This is a genomic window from Clostridium pascui (assembly GCF_016908015.1).
In the GTDB taxonomy this organism is placed as follows: Bacteria; Bacillota; Clostridia; order Clostridiales; family Clostridiaceae; genus Clostridium_AK; species Clostridium_AK pascui.
The window spans coordinates 156,555-174,411 of sequence record NZ_JAFBDB010000004.1; the positions used below are offsets into that span (position 1 = coordinate 156,555).

Here is a 17,857-nt window from a genome sequence, read left to right on the forward strand (position 1 = left end):
CCTACTGTTTACTACTTAACATTGTATCCTCTTGGAGTTATAAATTTTCCATCTTTTATATAACTTTGACTATTTCCTATTATTACTATAGAAAACATGTCTACTACTTCTTCATTGAAGTTTTCTAGTGTAAATAAGTGTATTTCTTGTCCATCTCTTAATGCATTTTTAACTACTGCTATAGGAGTAGTACCTTCTCTAAACTCACTTATTATATCAATAGCTTCTCTTAAGTAATGAGGTCTCCCATTACTTCTTGGATTATAAAGTGATATTATAAAATCTGCTTCTGCTGCTAGCTTTACTCTCTTTTTTATAAGTTCATAAGGTGTCATAAGATCACTTAAGCTTATGTTACAGTTATCATGCATAAGTGGAGATCCTACTACAGAAGCTGCTGAAGAAGAAGCTGTAACCCCTGGTATTATTTCTACGTCCTCATTTTCTCTAAGCTCTAATATAAGTCCTGCCATTCCATATATTCCTGCATCTCCAGTACTTATAATAGCTACTGTGTTATCTGCTGCAAGCTCTAAAGCCTTTTTGCATCTTTCCACTTCACCCTTCATACCAGTTGATACTAATTCTTTTCCTTCTAATAATGGCTTTATAAATTCTATGTATTTTGTATATCCTACAATCATATTACTTTCTTCAATGGCCTGCTTAGCTTTTAATGTCATGTGTTCTAAGCCTCCAGGACCAATTCCTATTACATATAGTTTTCCCAAAACTACACTTCCTTTCCTATTGCTAGTGTCATTCCATCAAGTTTCATCTTTGAAATTTCAACAGTTCCTCCTGCAAGCTCAATTGATGGCTCACACACTGATGTAATTCCTAATGTTTTTTCTACAAAGGCACTTCCTTCATATTTATGTTGTACCTTTTTTATTTCTTCTATAGTGAATATTTTAATATCGCAATCTAAGTATTTTGAAAGCTCTATTATAGCTCTTTCATCCTTTTTAACTTCTACTGTAGCAATACATTTTATTGCTCTTGCATCTATGTTTTGCTCCTTTAAAACTTCTAAAACTTTTTCTTTCATAGAGTCCATAGGATAATCTTTCCTGCATCCAATACCAAGTATTATATTTCTTCTTATAAGCTTTAATCTCTTAGGAATTTTCTTTTGTTCTATGCATTCCAATACATTTTTATTTGTTACATAAACCACTCCATCGCACTGTCTTAATTTAGAAACATAACCTGATGGGCAAGAAATTAGTTCCTCTTCATCAAGAAATCCAACTTCCTTTTCATCAACTAAAAGAGCTGCTATATCCTTAGCATTTTTTAAGCTATCTATGATAAGATTATTTTCCTTAGCTATCATATCTGGAGCTATAATCCCTAAATTATCTGTAGCAGTAGTTATTATAGGCTCCGCTCTAAGTATTAAAGCTATGTCTTTAGTAATTTTGTTAGCTCCTCCTAAGTGCCCACTTAGAAGACTTATTACAAACTTACCCAAATTATCTATAACAATTACTGCAGGATCTTTATCCTTAGTAGTTATATAAGGAGCTATAGATCTTACTGCTATGCCAGTTGAAGTTATAAATACCACTGCTTCATAGTTTTCAAAAGAATTTCTTACTACTTCTTTAAAATTAAAGTCTTTAGAAAGATTTTTAGAGAATAAATGTATGTTAAATTTTTCTCCTATTTTTTTTGCTAAGTTATCCCCATTTTTAGTTATGGAAATCACTGCTATATTCATAGTAAATCAGCACCTCTCAAGTTATTAAGACGGCCCTAGGTTACTTAGATACACCTTCTCTAAACATATGAGTAAAAGTTTTATCATATAAAAGACTCTTATCATACTCAGTATCTATAAAATCACCTACAAGTATTTGTGCACATTTTGTTATATTAGCTTCTTTAACCTTTTCTGCTATATCATCTAAAGTTCCTAGTATAACTCTTTGATCTTCCCAAGTAGCTCTTTCAACTATAGCTATAGGAACATTTTTTCCATATCCGCGTCTTAACTTTTCTACTACTTTTTCTATCATGCTTATGGATAAGAATATTGCCATAGAAGCCCCAGTTGACGCTAGCTTTTCTAAATCTTCTCCTGCTGGCACTGGTGTTCTACCCTCTACTCTTGTAAGTATTAGTGTTTGAGTAACCCCTGGAAGTGTAAATTCTCTTTTTATAGCTGCAGCTGCTGCAAAACAAGAGCTAACTCCTGGTACAACTTCATATTTAATATCAAATTTATTAAGCTCATCCATTTGCTCTTTTATAGCACCGTACATGGAAGGATCTCCTGTATGAAGTCTCACTACCATTTTATTTTCGCCAGCAGCCTTTTTCATAACATCTATAACATCTTCTAGTGTCATGGATGCTGAGTTGTGCATTTCTACTGATTCCTTACAAAAATCTAAGTGTTCTTTGCTAACTAGTGATCCTGCATATATTACAACATCAGCTTTTTCAAGTATCTTTCTTCCCTTAACAGTTATAAGATCTACATCTCCAGGACCTGCTCCTATAAAATAAACATTTATGTTATTATCCAATTTTATTTACCCCCTAATTCTTGTGTGCAATTATAAGTGACATATAGTCTTTATTTTTAAGTATTTCTTCTCTATCTTTTATTACTTCCTGTCCTTCTCTGTAAGCTCTTTTTACATATACATACTCATAGCCTTTGTCTTCTAAGAAGTTAATTACGCTTTCTTCATTATTATATACCTTCATTATTACTAAATACTTATGATCTTCTTTTACTGTATCTAGTCTTGTAGATGGTAATATAAGAAGCGGCTCATCTCCTATAACTAAAGCTTCCCCTGCAAGGCTTGCAGATGCACAAAAGGATGTTATTCCAGGTACTGTTTCTGTTTCGTATCCCTTTTCATTTATATACTTTAAAAGATATATGTAAGTGCTGTATACGAATGGGTCTCCTATAGTTATAAATACTACATCTAATCCATCATGAAGTCTTTCTTCTATTGTTTTGAAAGCTTCGTAAATCTTATCTTCTTGATCTTCTCCACCCATAGGGAATTGCTTTACTATTACCTCTGTATCTTCTTTTACAAAGCTTTTTACTATATTTAAAGCAGCACTTTGTCCGTTTTCTTTAGGGGATGGTGCTACTATAACTTTTGCATTTTGTATAACTTTTAACGCTTTAAGTGTAATTAATTCTTCACTTCCTGGGCCTACGCCAACTCCATATAACTTAGCCATTATTTTTCTCCTTCTATTATAAATATTGGATTATTTCCAAATAACATATAACTTTCGCCTTTAGTTTTACTTATAGAAACTTGAGTGCAACTAACTTTATATCCTAATTTCTTTAATGCATCCATTGCTTTATATAAATTATTTATAGTTATAAAGTTTAAAATCATCTTGCCACCAGGCATTAGTTTCTTGCCATATTCTTTTATGATGTCTTCAATATTTCCACCGCTGCCACCTATAAATATACTATCAAAGGAGTAATTTATACTATTTATTACTTCCATTGCTTCTCCTTCGATAAGCTCTAAGTTATTAAGCTTAAATTTGGTTACATTTTTCTTTATAGTATCTATTGCATCTTCATCTTTTTCTATAGCAACAACTTTTCCAAGCGGGCAAAACTTTGCAGCTTGAACGCTTATAGAGCCTGTACCTGCTCCTACATCTAGTACATAGGAGTCTTCTCTTAAATTTAGTTTTGCTATGCTAAGTATTCTTATTTCTTCCTTAGTCATTGGACAATTTCCTCTTATGAGTTCCTCATCCTTTATAAAATGAAGCTCTTTATCTTTTATGTCAATTTCTTCTCTTTCTACTATCATTATAGAAAGTCCGTTAAATTCTTTACTCTTAATATCTTCAGCTGTTCCACTTTCTATTCTTTCATCTTCATAGGATAAGTTTTCTCCTACATAGATATATGGGTTTAATCCATTTTCTAAAAGTGTTTTTGCTAAAACTTCTGGAGAGTTTTTATTATCTGTAAGCCAAATACTTAAATTATTTTCTAAAACTCCCTTTATAAAACTCTGCTCTCTACCATGAAGGCTTCCTAAAAAAGCATTTTGCCAAGGCTTATTAAGTTTAGCGGCTAAATACTGAAAGGAAGTAATTCCTGGTACTATGTTTATTTCCCCATCATAATTAGATTTTAGGTAATTAGTTATTCCATAAAATAACGGATCTCCTGAGGCTGCCACTGCAATATTTTTATGTTTATTCAACTCCAAATATTCGCTAACTTCGCTTATTTTATTTACCTTAACCTTTTTACTATCTATAAAATCTAGAGAATTTATTGCTCTTCCAAAACCTATTATTTCTTCTGAGCTTTCTAAAACTTTTATAGCTTGAGGAAGTATGTATTCTTTGCTTCCTGGCCCTATGCCTACTATGTAAACCACACAAACACTTCCTTTTTACTGTTTTATATATTAATCTATAATACTAAGTTCTTTTTCCATACTATACATAACTACTTTTGGCTTAACCTTGCCATAGGTAAATATTTCAATTCTGTTTTTTACTTTTTCAGCTATAATTTTATAAAGCTTATATTCATCTTCTTTTGTAATTAGAGGAGTTTCTTCTATTAATTTGATTGCTCCTTCTGTAGTCTTTTCATTATATACCTTTTCAATAACTTCTTTAGGATATCCCATTAAAGCTAGTTCTAACGCTATTACTTCCATTCTTACATCACATACTCTGCTATGAGTGTTAAAGCATCCTGCTGCAATTTTGCAGAGCTTTCCTATATGGCCTATTATTGTAATATCATATATTTCATTCTCAATACATGAGTTTAAAGCTTTTCCTACATAATTTGAAATTACAACCATCTTGTTTTCATCAAGCCCCAATGACTTTCCTCTAGTTTCTCCCATGTTGCCAAATACTAATATAAGTTCTTTGGCTCCTTTTGCAACCTTTTGATTTATTTCTAACTCAACTGATGCTATTAGTGCATCTTCTGACATAGGCATAACAATTCCTGATGTACCGAGTATTGATATACCTCCTATTATGTTAAGTCTAGGATTAAAAGTCTTTTTTGCAATTTCTTCTCCCTTAGGTACAAATATAGTTATTTCTACCCCTGATTCTTTAGGAAGTACTTCTGTAACTTCTTTATTTATCATTTGTCGTGGTACAGGGTTTATGGCAGGTTCTCCTTTTTTTACATAAAGCCCTTCCCCCATAACCACTCCTACACCTTTTCCGCCTTTTAAACTATATCCCGAGGGCTTTTTCTCTGCTCTTGCCCATATTTCTGCTCCATGAGTTGCATCAATATCATCTCCGCCATCCTTTATGACGCAGCATTCCACATAGTTTTCTCCTCTTATGAGCTTTTCTACTGGAATTGTAAGCCTAATTCCCTTAGGAGTATCTATACTTATTTCATTAATATCCTTATTCTCATAAAGGCATAATGTAGCTGCTTTCGCCGCTGCTGCTGCACAAGAGCCTGTAGTATACCCACATCTCAGTCTCTTTCCATCGCAATTTACATACATATCAAGCATTTTAATCACCTAAAATTTATCTTTCTACAATCATGTACATAAGAGCATTTACTACGGCTGCAGCAACATTACTGCCTCCCTTTCTTCCTCTTATAGTTATCATAGGCACGTCCATTTTTTCTAATTCCTCTTTAGATTCACTAGCTCCTACAAATCCAACTGGACTTCCTATTATAAACTTTGGATTAGCTTTTCCTTCTAGTGTAAGCTCTTTTAATTTAAATAGAGCCGTTGGAGCATTGCCAAATACAAAAAATTCCACTCCTTCTTCTACAGCCTTTTCAACTGCTGCCATAGAACGAGTTATGCCTCTTTCCTTTGCAACTTCTGCTACATCTTCTCTATCTACAAAGCACTCAACTTTACAATTTAACTTCTTTAATGCAGCCTTATTTATACCTGACTTTGCCATATTGGTATCAGTATATATAGTTACTCCCTTTTTTAAAATGCTAAGTGCAGCATCTATGGCTCCATCCCTAATATATGTAATATTTTTAAATTCAAAATCTGCTGTAGTATGTATAAGCCTTTTTATTATTTTAAGCTCTCTATCATCAAAATTGTGAGGTCCCATTTCCTCGCCAATTATTTCAAAACTCTTTACTTCAATGTCCATTGGTTTTTTTATGTAATCCATTGATAAAAACACCACCCTTTATTTTTTTAACAGGTATTCTAAAAACTCTAAGTTTCCAAAGAAGTGCACATGTGCATACCCACCTAATGTATTATTTTTCATGTAGCCGCATGTCCAATTCTTTTCAGTACCATCATACATAGTTTTCGTCAGTTTATATATCTTTTCTTCACTGCTGTCGACATAGGACTTATGAAATTCATGGCAGTTTATTTTTGTTTTCTTAGGTAAAATACTGTTTTCTTTATCTATAGTTATTTCTGCATAACCAAAGTTTTGAAGTTTGGTTGTCATAAGTGTTCTCCCACTAAAAAATCCCACAGTATTTAAATTATGTTCTTTAGTATCTATTCCTTCTGTAAGATACATAAGCCCACCACATTCTGCATAGCATCTTATGCCATTTTGAAGCTTGTTTTTAATATCTCCAAGCAACTCCTTATTTTTACTTAATTCATCTATAAATACTTCAGGATATCCTCCACCTATGTAAACAAAATCTACATTTTCAGGGAGTTTCTTATCCTTTAGAGGACTAAAATAAGCTATCTTTCCCGCTTCTTCTAGAAGCTCTAGGTTTTCCTTATAATAAAAACTAAATGCTTTATCATATGCTACAGCTATATTCAAGTTTTTATTTTCTATATGAAACTTATCTTCATAGCTTTTCACTTCACTAAATTCTTGTAAAAGCTCATCAAGATTTACATATCTTTCTATGAGCTCACTACATAACTCAATCTTTTCTTCTAAATCATCTATTTCACTGCTTTGTATAAGTCCTAAGTGTCTGCTTCCAAGCTTCAATTTTTCTTCTTTTGGAATGTATCCAAATACCTTAATATTACAGTTATATTCTATAGCAGCCTTTAAAAGCTTAAAGTAACTTTCGGAAATATTATTTAATATAACACCTTTTATATTTGCATTTTCAAAATTTATAAGTCCATTTATTTCTGCACATAAAGTAGCACTTTGTGCTTTAGGAGAAATTATAAGAACTATAGGAAGGTCTAGTACTTTTGCCACGTGAGCTGTGGAATATTTAGAGTCTATTCCCTTGCCATCGTAAAGTCCCATAACTCCTTCTACTATTCCCAAATTTCCTTTTCCTCTGCTAAAGGAAGCTTTAGTTCCTTCCTCACCCATAAGATATAAATCCAAATTTCTTGAGATTTTACCTGTTATGCGACTATGAAAAGCAGGATCTATATAGTCAGGCCCAACTTTATAACCTTGAACTTCATTTCCCCTTTTCATAAAGGCTCTCATAAGTCCTAATGTAGCGGTGGTCTTTCCACCACCGCTGCTATTTGAAGATATCATTATAGCTTTCATATTAGACACCCGTTAAAACTTTCTTAAAACATCTAAGAATTTTTTTATATCTTCTCTACTATGTTTAACTCCAATAAACATAGCTTCAAATTGTGAAGGTGGAAGATATATTCCATTTTCAAGCATATGCTTAAAGTATCTTGTGAAAAGGTCTGTATCACATGTTTTAACATCTTCATAGGATTGAACTTTATCCTTCTTTGTAAAGAATAAAGTAATCATTCCACCGCATCTATTTACTACTATAGGCAGATTCTTTTCCTTTGCTATTTCTTCTACACCTTCTTTAAGAAGTGTTCCTATTTCTTCAATGTGTTCATAATACTTAGGATTTTGATAAAGCTTTGTAAGTGCCGCAAGCCCGGCTGCCATAACCACTGGATTTCCTGACATGGTTCCTGCTTGATAAACAGGTCCCATAGGGGAAAGCTGACTCATAATTTCTCTTTTTCCACCATAAGCACCAGTTGGAAGTCCACCTCCCATTATCTTTGCAAATGTAGTTAAATCAGGTTTTACACCATATAAGCTTTGAGCTCCCTTATAAGCTACCCTAAATCCTGACATTACCTCATCAAATATTAAAAGGCTTCCATACTGATCACAGATCTGTCTCATGCCTTTTAAAAATTCTAGCTTTGCAGGTATTACTCCCATATTGCCAGCTACAGGCTCTACAATTATTGCTGCAATTTCATTTCCCTCTTTTTCAAATAGCATTTTAACACTTTCTAAATCATTATACTGTGCAATTAAAGTGTTTTTTACACTTGCTTCTGGCACCCCAGGGGAACCTGGTATTCCCTCTGTTAAAACTCCTGAACCTGCTTCTACTAAAAATCCATCAAAATGTCCATGATAACATCCTGCAAATTTTATTATTTTATCTCTTTTAGTATATCCACGAGCAAGCTTTATAGCACTCATAGTAGCTTCTGTTCCTGAGTTTACCATTCTTATCATATCTATATTATCTAAGGTTTCACACATATGTTTTGCAAGTTTAAGTTCAATTTCTGTAGGCGCTCCAAAGCTTATTGCGTTTTTAAGCATATCTTCTATTGCCTTCATTACATCCTCATCATTGTGTCCAAGTATCATAGGTCCCCAAGAAGCTACAAAATCTATGTATTCATTACCTTCCTCATCAACAACTCTTGAACCATTGCCACTTTTAAGTATTGGAGGATTCATACCTACACTTTTAAAAGCTCTAACAGGGCTATTAACTCCACCAGGCATGTATTTTTCTGATTCTCTAAATATCTCAAGATTTCTCACTCTACGTTACACCTCTTTCTTTTTAGTAACCAGTTGCCAATCTCGGATGAAACTTTGCATAGCAAAATTTCTACATTTTCTAGCCACTGGTTACTGAATACTGGCTAACTATTCTTAATCCAACGGCTTGCTTCTACTGCGTAGTAAGTTATAATCATGTCTGCTCCAGCTCTTTTTATAGAAGTTAGCATTTCTAATGCTATTTTCTTTTCATCTATATATCCAAGCTTTGCTCCTGCCTTCACCATAGCATATTCGCCGCTTACACTATACGCTGCTATTGGATGATCATATCTATCTCTTGCCCATCTTATAACATCTAAATATGAAAGAGCTGGTTTAACCATTATTATGTCTGCTCCTTCATTTATATCATCTTCTATTTCAAGCATTGCTTCTCTTAGATTTGCTGGATCCATTTGATAACTCTTTCTATCACCAAATTCTGGTGCCGATCCTGCTGCTTCCCTAAAAGGACCATAAAAGGCTGATGAGTACTTTGCACTATAAGCCATTATTGGCACATTTTTATATCCAGCGTCATCTAATACATCTCTAATAATTTGAATTCTTCCATCCATCATATCAGATGGTGCTACCATATCAGCACCTGCTTTAGCATGAGATAATGCAACTTTTCCTATGTATTCTAAAGTTTCATCATTATCCACATCGTGATCATGAATTATTCCACAGTGTCCATGACTTGTGTATTCACACATGCATACATCTGTTATAACATAAATGTCTTTAGATATTTCTTTTATTTTTCTTACCGCTTTTTGAATTATTCCTTCACTATCAAAAGCTCCTGATCCTATTTCATCCTTATGAGAAGGTATTCCAAAGAGTATTACACCCCTTACTCCGGCTTCTTCAACTTCTTTTATAGCTTCTGCCAATCTATCTAAAGAATAATGATAATTTCCTGGAAGGGAACTTATTTCTCTTTTTATATTTTCTCCCTCTATAACAAATAATGGATATATAAAATCTTCTGGCATTAAAACAGTTTCTCTAACCATACTTCTTATAGCTTCATTTTTTCTAAGTCTTCTATGTCTTCTAAACAAAACAAAACCCTTCTTTCATTTTAATTATCACTAGTCACTAAATAGTTCCTAGTACTTATTTCTAATTTCTAACACTTAAGTGCTTCACCATTCCTTCAGTAGTATATTCTTCACAAACTTCGTGATTTATTCCATTTGCATCTAGTTCTTTTGCTGTTATTGGCCCTATAGCTATGCATCTCTTTTGAGATACTTGCTCTTTTCCAACCATATCTATTAAGTTTCTCACAGTTGTAGGACTTGTGAAAAGTACTGTATCCACTTCCTCAAAAACTCCTTCTTCTGGTGAGGCTCCCTTTTCTATATCATAAGTATGTGCTTCATCTACACTACATCCTTTTTCTACTAAGGCTTCTTTTAAGAATGCTCTAGACTTTGCAGAACGTGGAAGAAGTACCTTATCATTTGGTTTTACATATTCTTTCATTTTCTCAAATAAGTCTTCTGCTACAAATTCTTCTGCTACTATAAAAGGAAGTATTCCTTTTGATTTTAGCGCTCTAGCTGTTGCAGGTCCTATAGCGCAGAACTTAGCTTTTATATTTCTTAAATCAATTTCATTTTTTATTAGATAATCAAAGAATACATTTACTCCATTCACGCTTGTTAGTGCGATGTAATCATAACTTTCTATCTTATCCTTATATGTATTTAAGCTAGAATTTGTATTTACTATTTTAATAGTATTTATTTCTGTAACTTGAGCTCCTAAATCTATTAACTTTTCCTTTATTTCCTGTGACTGCTCCTTAGAACGAGTTATACATATATTTTGCCCAAATAAAGGTTTCTTTTCATACCAATTAAATTGATCATGAAATTGCACTACTTCCCCTACAACTATGATACAAGGAGAAGTTATACCCGCCTCTATTGCCTTTTCTTTTACATCCTTTAAAGTACCTATAACCTTCTTTTGCTTTGAAGTAGTACCTCTCATAACAATTGCTGCAGGGGTATCTTCACTAACTCCATTTTCCATGAGCCTAGCCTTTATTATGTCAAAGTTTCTAAATCCCATTAAAAATACAAGAGTACCGTTTGATTTTGCTGCCCCACTCCAGTTTATATTTGCCTTTTCAGCTGTCATTCCCGTAAATATATGAAAGCTTTGAGCAATAGCTCTATGAGTTACAGGGATACCTGCATAACTTAATACAGATATAGCAGAAGTTATGCCTGGAACAGTTTCAAATTCTATGCCTTCTTCAATTAATGCTAAGGCTTCTTCTCCACCTCTTCCAAATACATAAGGATCTCCCCCTTTTATTCTTCCAACTACATGGCCCTTTTTAGCGAGTCCTACTAGCATTTCATTTATTTCTTCTTGAGTTTTATAGTGGCATCCCGGTTCCTTACCACAATAATATATCTCACAATCCCCATTTAAATATTTTAATATTCCTGGGCCTGCTAATCTATCGTACATTACAGCCGTACATTTTTTCAAAACTCTTATTGCCTTAAGAGTTATAAGCTCCTCATCTCCTGGACCTGCTCCTATAAGATAAACCTTTGCCATAATTTCCTCCTTAAGTTATTCCATTATTTTTTCAGCTAATTTTTTACCTAAATTTATATAATCCTCTACGTTTCCTGTTATATCCTTTTTCACAACTTTACCATTGACTTCAAATATTCCAACTATATTCATGTCACTTCCAGCGATTTGTGCATAAGCACCAATTGTTGAATGACAATCACCCTTTAAAGCTCTCATAAAGCTTCTTTCCGCTTCTACGCATATTCTTGTATGCTTATCGTCTATATTCTCTATGTATTTTATATAGGGGCTTCCACTTTTTATTTCTATCCCTAAAGCTCCCTGTCCCACTGCAGGAACTAAATCATGTGGATTGAAATATTCTGCTATTACATGCTCCATTTGAAGTCTTTTAAGCCCTGCTGCTGCAAGTATAGTTCCATGAAGTCCTAACTTTTCTATTTTATCTATTCTAGTTTGAACATTTCCTCTTATAGGAACTATTTCTAAATCTGGCCTTAAAAGCTTAAGTTCTGAAGCTCTTCTACGGCTGCTTGTTCCTATCTTTGCTCCCTTAGGCAAGTCTTTAAACCTCATATTATCCCTGGATACTAAAACATCTCGTACATCTTCCCTTTCAGGAATTGCTCCTATTACAAAATCTAAAGGAAGCTCGTATGGCATATCTTTCATACTATGAACCGCAATGTGAGCCCTGTCTTTTAAAAGTGCCATTTCAATTTCCTTTATAAAAAGCCCTTTTCCCCCTATCTTGTCTAACGTTCTATCAAGTATCTTATCTCCAGTAGTTTCTATTAAAAGCTTTTCACATTTCACATTATGCTTTTGTTCTATGTCATTTATAACCAAATTTGTTTGAGTTTGTGCCAAAGCACTCTTTCTAGTAGCTACTATTATATTCATTAAAATCATCTCCAAAAAACATTTTAAGTATTAAATCTTGTTTATTTTTAGTATAAGAGAAATAAAAATCATCACTTGATATAAAGCTCAGTATTTCTTCTCTATTTTCATATATTTTTAATTTTTCTCTCAACCTACAAGAATATTCCATAAAATCATCATATTCCTTTAAGGTTTTTTCAAGCTTTTGTCCAATAAATCTAGTGGTTTTAGGGCTAGCCTTTATGGATTTCAGAGCAAAAGTCATATTCTTAGTACTTCTTTGATAAGGGAGCACTGCTATTCCTTCTCTAAAGTTATAAGAAGCTATGTACACTTTAAACTCTTCTTCACAATGTTTCTTTACTTCAATTGCAAATTCTTCTGGAACTGCAATAACTATTAAATGTTTATCTCGTATATATTCTCTTTTGTATGTATCTTTAATAAATTTAATATTGTTATATTCTTTTAAAGTTTTAAAGTCAGAGGAAAGCTCTGGAGATACTACTGTAACATTGCAGCCTCTTTCAGTAAGAGTTTTAGCTTTTATAAATCCCGCTCTTCCTCCTCCTACTATTAAAACATTTATCTTACAAGAAACAATAGATAAAAATACATCATTTATTCCGCCTGGTAAAATATCCTCTCTATTAGCTTCAAGCATTCCTCATACCTGCCTTTCAGCTTCTCTTCTTTTAATACTTCAATAGCTCTGTTTATATAAGCATCTGAAGTGCTTTTTAAAAGGACTTCAGCTAACTTTTCACTGTCTTTGGTATCCTTTTTATTTATAAAAGTTTCGAATCTACTTCTATATACTTTTTCACCTTGAGATTTAAGCTTTAAAATGTCTCCTGAAACTTCTTTAATGCTTCTCCACTCATAGAATTCCTGTTTATATTTATGGATTATATCCATATTAGATTTCATTATCTCTTCTCTTCTTTTGCAATTCTCATCGTTCATAGAACTTATTTTATCTATATCATAAAGCTTAATATTTTCCATATAATTCACTTCTTCATCCACATCTCTTGGCACTGCTAAATCATATATACTAAGAGACTTTAGTGGCAATTCTGAGCTATATACCACTGTATGAGGTGCAGAAGTGCAACTTATTATAGAATCTACATACTTATAGTAATCTGCTCTCTCATTAAAATTTATCACCTTCACCCTTGAATCATCTATATTTACAACTGAAGTATTTCTTACTGCAATATATAGCTTTTCAAAGCTGCCTGCCATAATGTATTTACATGCTAAACTTCCTACTTCACCATAGCCAAGCACCATAAAACTCTTAGCTCCATCTCTTCTTGCTTGACTTACAGAAATAGATGCTGAAGATACAGGCACTTTATAGAGTTCAGTTTTACACCTAAATTCCTTCCCACAGGTGATTGCCATTTGAAAAAGCTTTTGAAGATCTTTTTTTATGCTTTTATGTTCTAGTGCAATTTTATATGATTCTTTAACTTGTGCAAGTATTTGATCTTCTCCAAGTATTAAAGAATCAAATCCACATACAACCTGCATTATATGGTTTATTGCATTTTCTTCTTCATAATGAAATATGTACTTAAAATAATCTTCATGCCAGTTAAGCTTTTCAAATATCTTAAAAATTACTTCTTCATAACTTTTAGTTGAGTTATAATATATTTCCGTTCTATTGCAGGTGCTGAGTATTAGCACTTCTTCACAGACTTCCATTAAGCCTTCTAGGGCTCTTCCATAGTGCTTTGGTATTATAGAAAGTTTTTCTCTTATCTCCAATTTCACATTGGACTTTAAACCTATGACTCCTAACATTTAAGCTACCATCTCCATAAATTATTTAAAATAAAATGCTAATGTAATTAAAATTAAGTCGTAAATCATTACAAACATAAATCTCGGCATTGAAAAATGAAATTCCTTATAAATATACGGCATATATCCTCTATATCCTCTGCTATATATTCCCTCTTTTATATTTTTCCATCTCTCCATTGTATTCACAAATAAAAGCGCTGCTAGTTTTCCCGTACTCTTTATTTTTAAGCTAAAACTATCAAATCCTCCCCTAGATTTCATGGAGTTGTACATTATGTTGTACTCCTCATTTATTACTACAAGAAATCTTTCCATGGACTTAGCTATATCACATATATCCCTTAGGCTTTTTCTTTTAGATAAAACATAAAATATTTGATCTATGGGAGTTGTCAATGAAAAAAAAGAAAGACATAATCCTGCAGAAATACTTCTCAAAATTATTACTAATACAAAACTCCATCCATAATCAAGTACAAAAGTAATGGATGAAAACGCAGAAAATAAGGCAATTTCTAAAGAAAATTTCCTTACTACTTCCAAATTATTATTAGTTTTTATATGTAATATTATAAATACCAAAATATTTATAATTACAATAATGGGATTTTTAACAAATCCCATTATTATTATAGGAATTATTGCAAGACATGCCTTTTCCAAAGGATGTATATATGCAAGCTTACTCCTTCTGGCAAGAGCCATTATAAGCTTTAGCATTTTTCTTCTTTCCTATGTAATATCCCATAAATCCCGCTCCTATGGATGCCTGTGCTGCAAATAAAAGACTCTCTATTTCTCCTGAGGGTGGTGTCCATACACTTTCAAACCATGGAGTATAATTTGGATTTACTTCACTTATAACTTCCTCTATTTGTCCATCTGCTCCACCAAATTCTCCTCCTCTGGCAGTTCCAATAAGAAGAGATAATCCCATTATTGCAATACATAATGTAATTAAACCTAAAGTTCCTCTTTTCATTATCTTGCCCCTCCTAATATCTCTAATTCCTTAGAAGAATATTTAGTAATGAATTCAAACAATATAACTGTAACAATTCCTTCTATTATAGCTAAAGGTATTTGAGTTATTGAAAATATAGATACAAATTTTATAAAAGAGTGCATTAATCCTTCTGTTTGAGATGGAAAAGCTAATGCAAGCTGCACAGAAGTTACTAAATAAGTTGCTAAATCTCCAAAACATGCTGCAGTAAAAACTGCTACTTTCTTATTTTTATTTTTCAAAGCAGTATATAAAAGATAAGCAACTATCGGGCCCACAATTCCCATTGAAAAAGTATTAGCACCTAATGTAGTAATTCCTCCATGAGCTAGGAAAAGTGCTTGAAAAACAAGTACTACAAGTCCTACCACTGATGATATAAATGGTCCAAATATTATAGCTGAAAGACCTGTTCCTGTTGGATGGGAACAGCTTCCTGTAACGGATGGAATTTTCATAGCTGAAAGTATAAATGCATAGGCTGCAACAAGCCCTAAAAGCATTTTTAAATCTCCATTCTTTTCAGTTTGCTTTCTTATGTGTTTAAGTCCAATAACTATAAAAGGTATTGAAATTACGAAATAAATTCCCGCCCAAACTGGAGGCAAAAATCCTTCTGCTATGTGCATAGCATATGCATTAGGAGCAATTGTAACTATTATGCCAAGCGCTAGAAATAGCATAGTTTTAAAGTTATTTTTGAGAAATTTCATTTTAATACACCTCATCTATATTTAAATTTTTAATAGCTTCTATGAGAATATAATTGGTGCTTCTATCTTTTATTGCAAGTCTTACATATTCCTTGCCAAGTCCTTTATAATTATCACATTTTCTTATAACTACATTTTTCTCTAGGCACATATCGTAAAATTTATGGCAGCTTATGCTTTTTAATTTGCATAATATAAAATTACCATGAGTTTTATAAACTTTATCTATAAAAGAAATAGTTTTTAATTCTTTGCTTAAGTAATCTCGTTCTTCCTTTATCCAATTTAATGACCTTTGTATATACTCTTTATCTTTAAGCACATATTTTGCAGCTACTTCTGCAAAAGAATTTATATTCCATGGATTTTGCCTTGCTTTTATTTCTTTTAGAAATTCAACATCTCTACATAATCCAAAACCTAATCTTATTCCGGGCATTGCATAAAACTTAGTTAAAGCTCTTACTATAAATAAACATTTAAAGTTTTTAATTTGATCTACAAAACTTTGATTTGTATCTCCTACAAATTCTATAAAAGCTTCATCTATTACTACCTTTTTATTATTTTCCTCACAAAACTCAAGTATAGATTTAAACTTTTCTCTATTTATTATGGAACCGTTAGGATTATTGGGATTACCTATTATTAAAGCATCTATACTAGGAAGTTTTATCATTATATCTTCATAATTGTACTCCATATCTTCTGTAAGCTTGGAATATCTTATATTAAGTCCCCATTTCAGGGCATCTTCTTCATATTCCCCAAAAGATGGAGCCATAATTAATATACTCTTAAATTGGCTTATTACTAAATCAATTACTTCCGCTGCTCCATTCCCAACTACTATGTACTCTTCATTTACAAAATCCTGCTCTTTTTTATCATTAAAGAGAATGGGACTTTTATTTATATATTCCTTTAAGTTATATCTAAGCTCTCTATATTTAGCATCTGGATATCTGCCCAAATTTTTTACCGCTTCATCAATACGGTTTGTAAAACTTTCTGGTATTCCCAAAGGGTTTATATTAGAACTAAAATCTATAAGCTCCCTTCCTTTAAGAAGCCCTTCTGTATATATATCTCCGCCATGCTGCAATTCCATCACCTCAAATTAAGCATTATAAATGCATATAATATAATCATTAAAATTTCTGATGCATACATAAGCTTTATACTTCCAAATATATGAGTATAACTTAACTCATTTATCTTATCTCCAATAGTAGGCTTATATACTATCTCGCCAAAATACCTATTAATTCCCCCGATTTGTATTCTTAAAGCTCCTGCTGTAGCTGCTTCAGGATAGGCACAATTAGGACTTTTATGGTTTCTTCTATCTCTAATCATTATTTTAAAGCTATTTATTATATTTCCATTAACCACTGGTGCTGCAAGACACATTAGTATTCCTGAAATTCTTGCAGGTATCAAGTTAAATAAATCATCTACCTTAGCTGGAAAAAATCCTATATGTAAAAACTTTTCATTCATATATCCAAGCATTGAATCCATAGTATTTATTCCCTTATACATCATAGCTAATGGTGCGCCGCCTATCATTGCATAAAAAAGAGGGGCAATTATTCCATCAGAGGCATTTTCCGCCACAGTTTCTACATCTGCTCTGATTATTTCTTCTTCACTTAAATCATTGGTATCTCTGCCAACTATGTAGGAGAGTTTTAGCCTAGCATCCTTTATATCATCCATCTTCAATGAATCATACACCTTTTTTGCTTCATTACCTAAGGACTTACAAGCAAGTGTAGTCCATAATATAAATATATTTAAAATGTGATAAATCCAAAAATTATCTCTAACTATGTAAAGCATCAAAAATGGAATTATAAAACTAGTGCAAACTACAATTAAAACGATAATTCCTCCAAAGGTCTTCAACGCTTTATCGGTCTTGCATATCTTTCTTCCTTTGCTCTCCAAAGCCCTTATAAGTTTCCCTATATATATAACTGGATGAGGAAACCAATATGGGTCTCCTATTATCCAATCAATTATTACTGCCAAAGTTAAATCTATTAAATGTATCATTTAGAAA

Annotated in this window: 19 protein-coding genes and 1 pseudogene; all 20 read right to left on the reverse strand. The window is 32.5% G+C overall.

What is annotated here, in order from left to right; genetic code table 11:
• Nucleotides 1–11 precede the first annotated feature (11 nt).
• The 20 genes and pseudogenes from cobJ to cbiB all read right to left on the reverse strand — a co-directional run bounded on the left by cobJ (nt 12) and on the right by cbiB (nt 17,850).
• Nucleotides 12–731: a precorrin-3B C(17)-methyltransferase gene (gene cobJ / locus JOC70_RS11415; RefSeq protein WP_204599016.1), complete on the reverse strand. Its 720-nt coding sequence runs from the start codon at nt 729–731 to the stop codon at nt 12–14.
• A gap of 2 nt (nt 732–733) precedes the next feature.
• Complete coding sequence (gene cbiG, locus JOC70_RS11420) at nt 734–1,726, reverse strand: cobalt-precorrin 5A hydrolase (protein ID WP_204599017.1); 993 nt, start codon at nt 1,724–1,726, stop codon at nt 734–736.
• Nucleotides 1,727–1,766: 40 nt separating this feature from the next.
• Nucleotides 1,767–2,537: a precorrin-4 C(11)-methyltransferase gene (gene cobM / locus JOC70_RS11425; protein ID WP_204599018.1), complete on the reverse strand. Its 771-nt coding sequence runs from the start codon at nt 2,535–2,537 to the stop codon at nt 1,767–1,769.
• 13 nt (nt 2,538–2,550) lie between these two features.
• Nucleotides 2,551–3,219, reverse strand: a complete 669-nt coding sequence (locus JOC70_RS11430) for a cobalt-factor II C(20)-methyltransferase (protein WP_204599019.1) — start codon at nt 3,217–3,219, stop codon at nt 2,551–2,553.
• The gene (gene cbiT, locus JOC70_RS11435) at nt 3,219–3,821 is read right to left on the reverse strand and encodes a precorrin-6Y C5,15-methyltransferase (decarboxylating) subunit CbiT (RefSeq protein WP_204599223.1); all 603 of its coding nucleotides are present in this window, start codon (nt 3,819–3,821) and stop codon (nt 3,219–3,221) included. The genes JOC70_RS11430 and cbiT overlap by 1 nt, the downstream gene beginning before the upstream one ends.
• Nucleotides 3,807–4,403, reverse strand: a pseudogene (gene cbiE / locus JOC70_RS11440) (precorrin-6y C5,15-methyltransferase (decarboxylating) subunit CbiE); the annotation flags it as partial. The pseudogene cbiE and the gene cbiT, both read right to left, overlap by 15 nt.
• A gap of 30 nt (nt 4,404–4,433) precedes the next feature.
• Entirely contained in the window at nt 4,434–5,528 is a 1,095-nt protein-coding gene (gene cbiD / locus JOC70_RS11445) for a cobalt-precorrin-5B (C(1))-methyltransferase CbiD (RefSeq protein WP_204599020.1), read from the reverse strand.
• 16 nt (nt 5,529–5,544) lie between these two features.
• Nucleotides 5,545–6,168 carry a precorrin-8X methylmutase gene (locus JOC70_RS11450; RefSeq protein WP_204599021.1) on the reverse strand — a complete coding sequence of 208 codons (624 nt, stop codon included), beginning with the start codon at nt 6,166–6,168 and terminating at the stop codon, nt 5,545–5,547.
• A gap of 18 nt (nt 6,169–6,186) precedes the next feature.
• The gene (locus JOC70_RS11455) at nt 6,187–7,506 is read right to left on the reverse strand and encodes a cobyrinic acid a,c-diamide synthase CobB (protein ID WP_204599022.1); all 1,320 of its coding nucleotides are present in this window, start codon (nt 7,504–7,506) and stop codon (nt 6,187–6,189) included.
• 12 nt (nt 7,507–7,518) lie between these two features.
• Nucleotides 7,519–8,787, reverse strand: coding sequence for a glutamate-1-semialdehyde 2,1-aminomutase (gene hemL, locus JOC70_RS11460; protein WP_204599023.1), 1,269 nt, complete (start codon nt 8,785–8,787; stop codon nt 7,519–7,521).
• A gap of 104 nt (nt 8,788–8,891) precedes the next feature.
• On the reverse strand, nt 8,892–9,860 hold the full coding sequence (gene hemB / locus JOC70_RS11465; RefSeq protein WP_204599024.1) for a porphobilinogen synthase: 969 nt from the start codon (nt 9,858–9,860) through the stop codon (nt 8,892–8,894).
• Between the two features lie 61 nt (nt 9,861–9,921).
• Nucleotides 9,922–11,382, reverse strand: a complete 1,461-nt coding sequence (gene cobA, locus JOC70_RS11470) for a uroporphyrinogen-III C-methyltransferase (protein ID WP_204599025.1) — start codon at nt 11,380–11,382, stop codon at nt 9,922–9,924.
• A gap of 15 nt (nt 11,383–11,397) precedes the next feature.
• Nucleotides 11,398–12,267, reverse strand: a complete 870-nt coding sequence (gene hemC / locus JOC70_RS11475) for a hydroxymethylbilane synthase (protein WP_204599026.1) — start codon at nt 12,265–12,267, stop codon at nt 11,398–11,400.
• Nucleotides 12,245–12,913 carry an NAD(P)-dependent oxidoreductase gene (locus tag JOC70_RS11480; protein WP_204599027.1) on the reverse strand — a complete coding sequence of 223 codons (669 nt, stop codon included), beginning with the start codon at nt 12,911–12,913 and terminating at the stop codon, nt 12,245–12,247. The genes hemC and JOC70_RS11480 overlap by 23 nt, the downstream gene beginning before the upstream one ends.
• Nucleotides 12,871–14,067, reverse strand: coding sequence for a glutamyl-tRNA reductase (gene hemA, locus JOC70_RS11485; RefSeq protein ID WP_204599028.1), 1,197 nt, complete (start codon nt 14,065–14,067; stop codon nt 12,871–12,873). Before hemA ends, JOC70_RS11480 begins: the two co-directional genes overlap by 43 nt.
• A gap of 21 nt (nt 14,068–14,088) precedes the next feature.
• Nucleotides 14,089–14,790, reverse strand: coding sequence for a cobalt ECF transporter T component CbiQ (gene cbiQ, locus JOC70_RS11490; RefSeq protein WP_243429114.1), 702 nt, complete (start codon nt 14,788–14,790; stop codon nt 14,089–14,091).
• A complete protein-coding gene (locus JOC70_RS11495; RefSeq protein WP_204599029.1) occupies nt 14,753–15,052 on the reverse strand; it encodes an energy-coupling factor ABC transporter substrate-binding protein in 300 nt (99 codons plus the stop codon). The genes cbiQ and JOC70_RS11495 overlap by 38 nt, the downstream gene beginning before the upstream one ends.
• On the reverse strand, nt 15,052–15,759 hold the full coding sequence (locus JOC70_RS11500; protein WP_243429125.1) for an energy-coupling factor ABC transporter permease: 708 nt from the start codon (nt 15,757–15,759) through the stop codon (nt 15,052–15,054). Before JOC70_RS11500 ends, JOC70_RS11495 begins: the two co-directional genes overlap by 1 nt.
• 31 nt (nt 15,760–15,790) lie before the next feature.
• Nucleotides 15,791–16,894 carry a pyridoxal phosphate-dependent aminotransferase gene (locus JOC70_RS11505; RefSeq protein WP_204599030.1) on the reverse strand — a complete coding sequence of 368 codons (1,104 nt, stop codon included), beginning with the start codon at nt 16,892–16,894 and terminating at the stop codon, nt 15,791–15,793.
• Between the two features lie 5 nt (nt 16,895–16,899).
• Nucleotides 16,900–17,850 (reverse strand): adenosylcobinamide-phosphate synthase CbiB, encoded by a 951-nt coding sequence (gene cbiB, locus JOC70_RS11510; RefSeq protein ID WP_204599031.1) that lies wholly within the window; start codon nt 17,848–17,850, stop codon nt 16,900–16,902.
• Nucleotides 17,851–17,857: the final 7 nt, after the last annotated feature.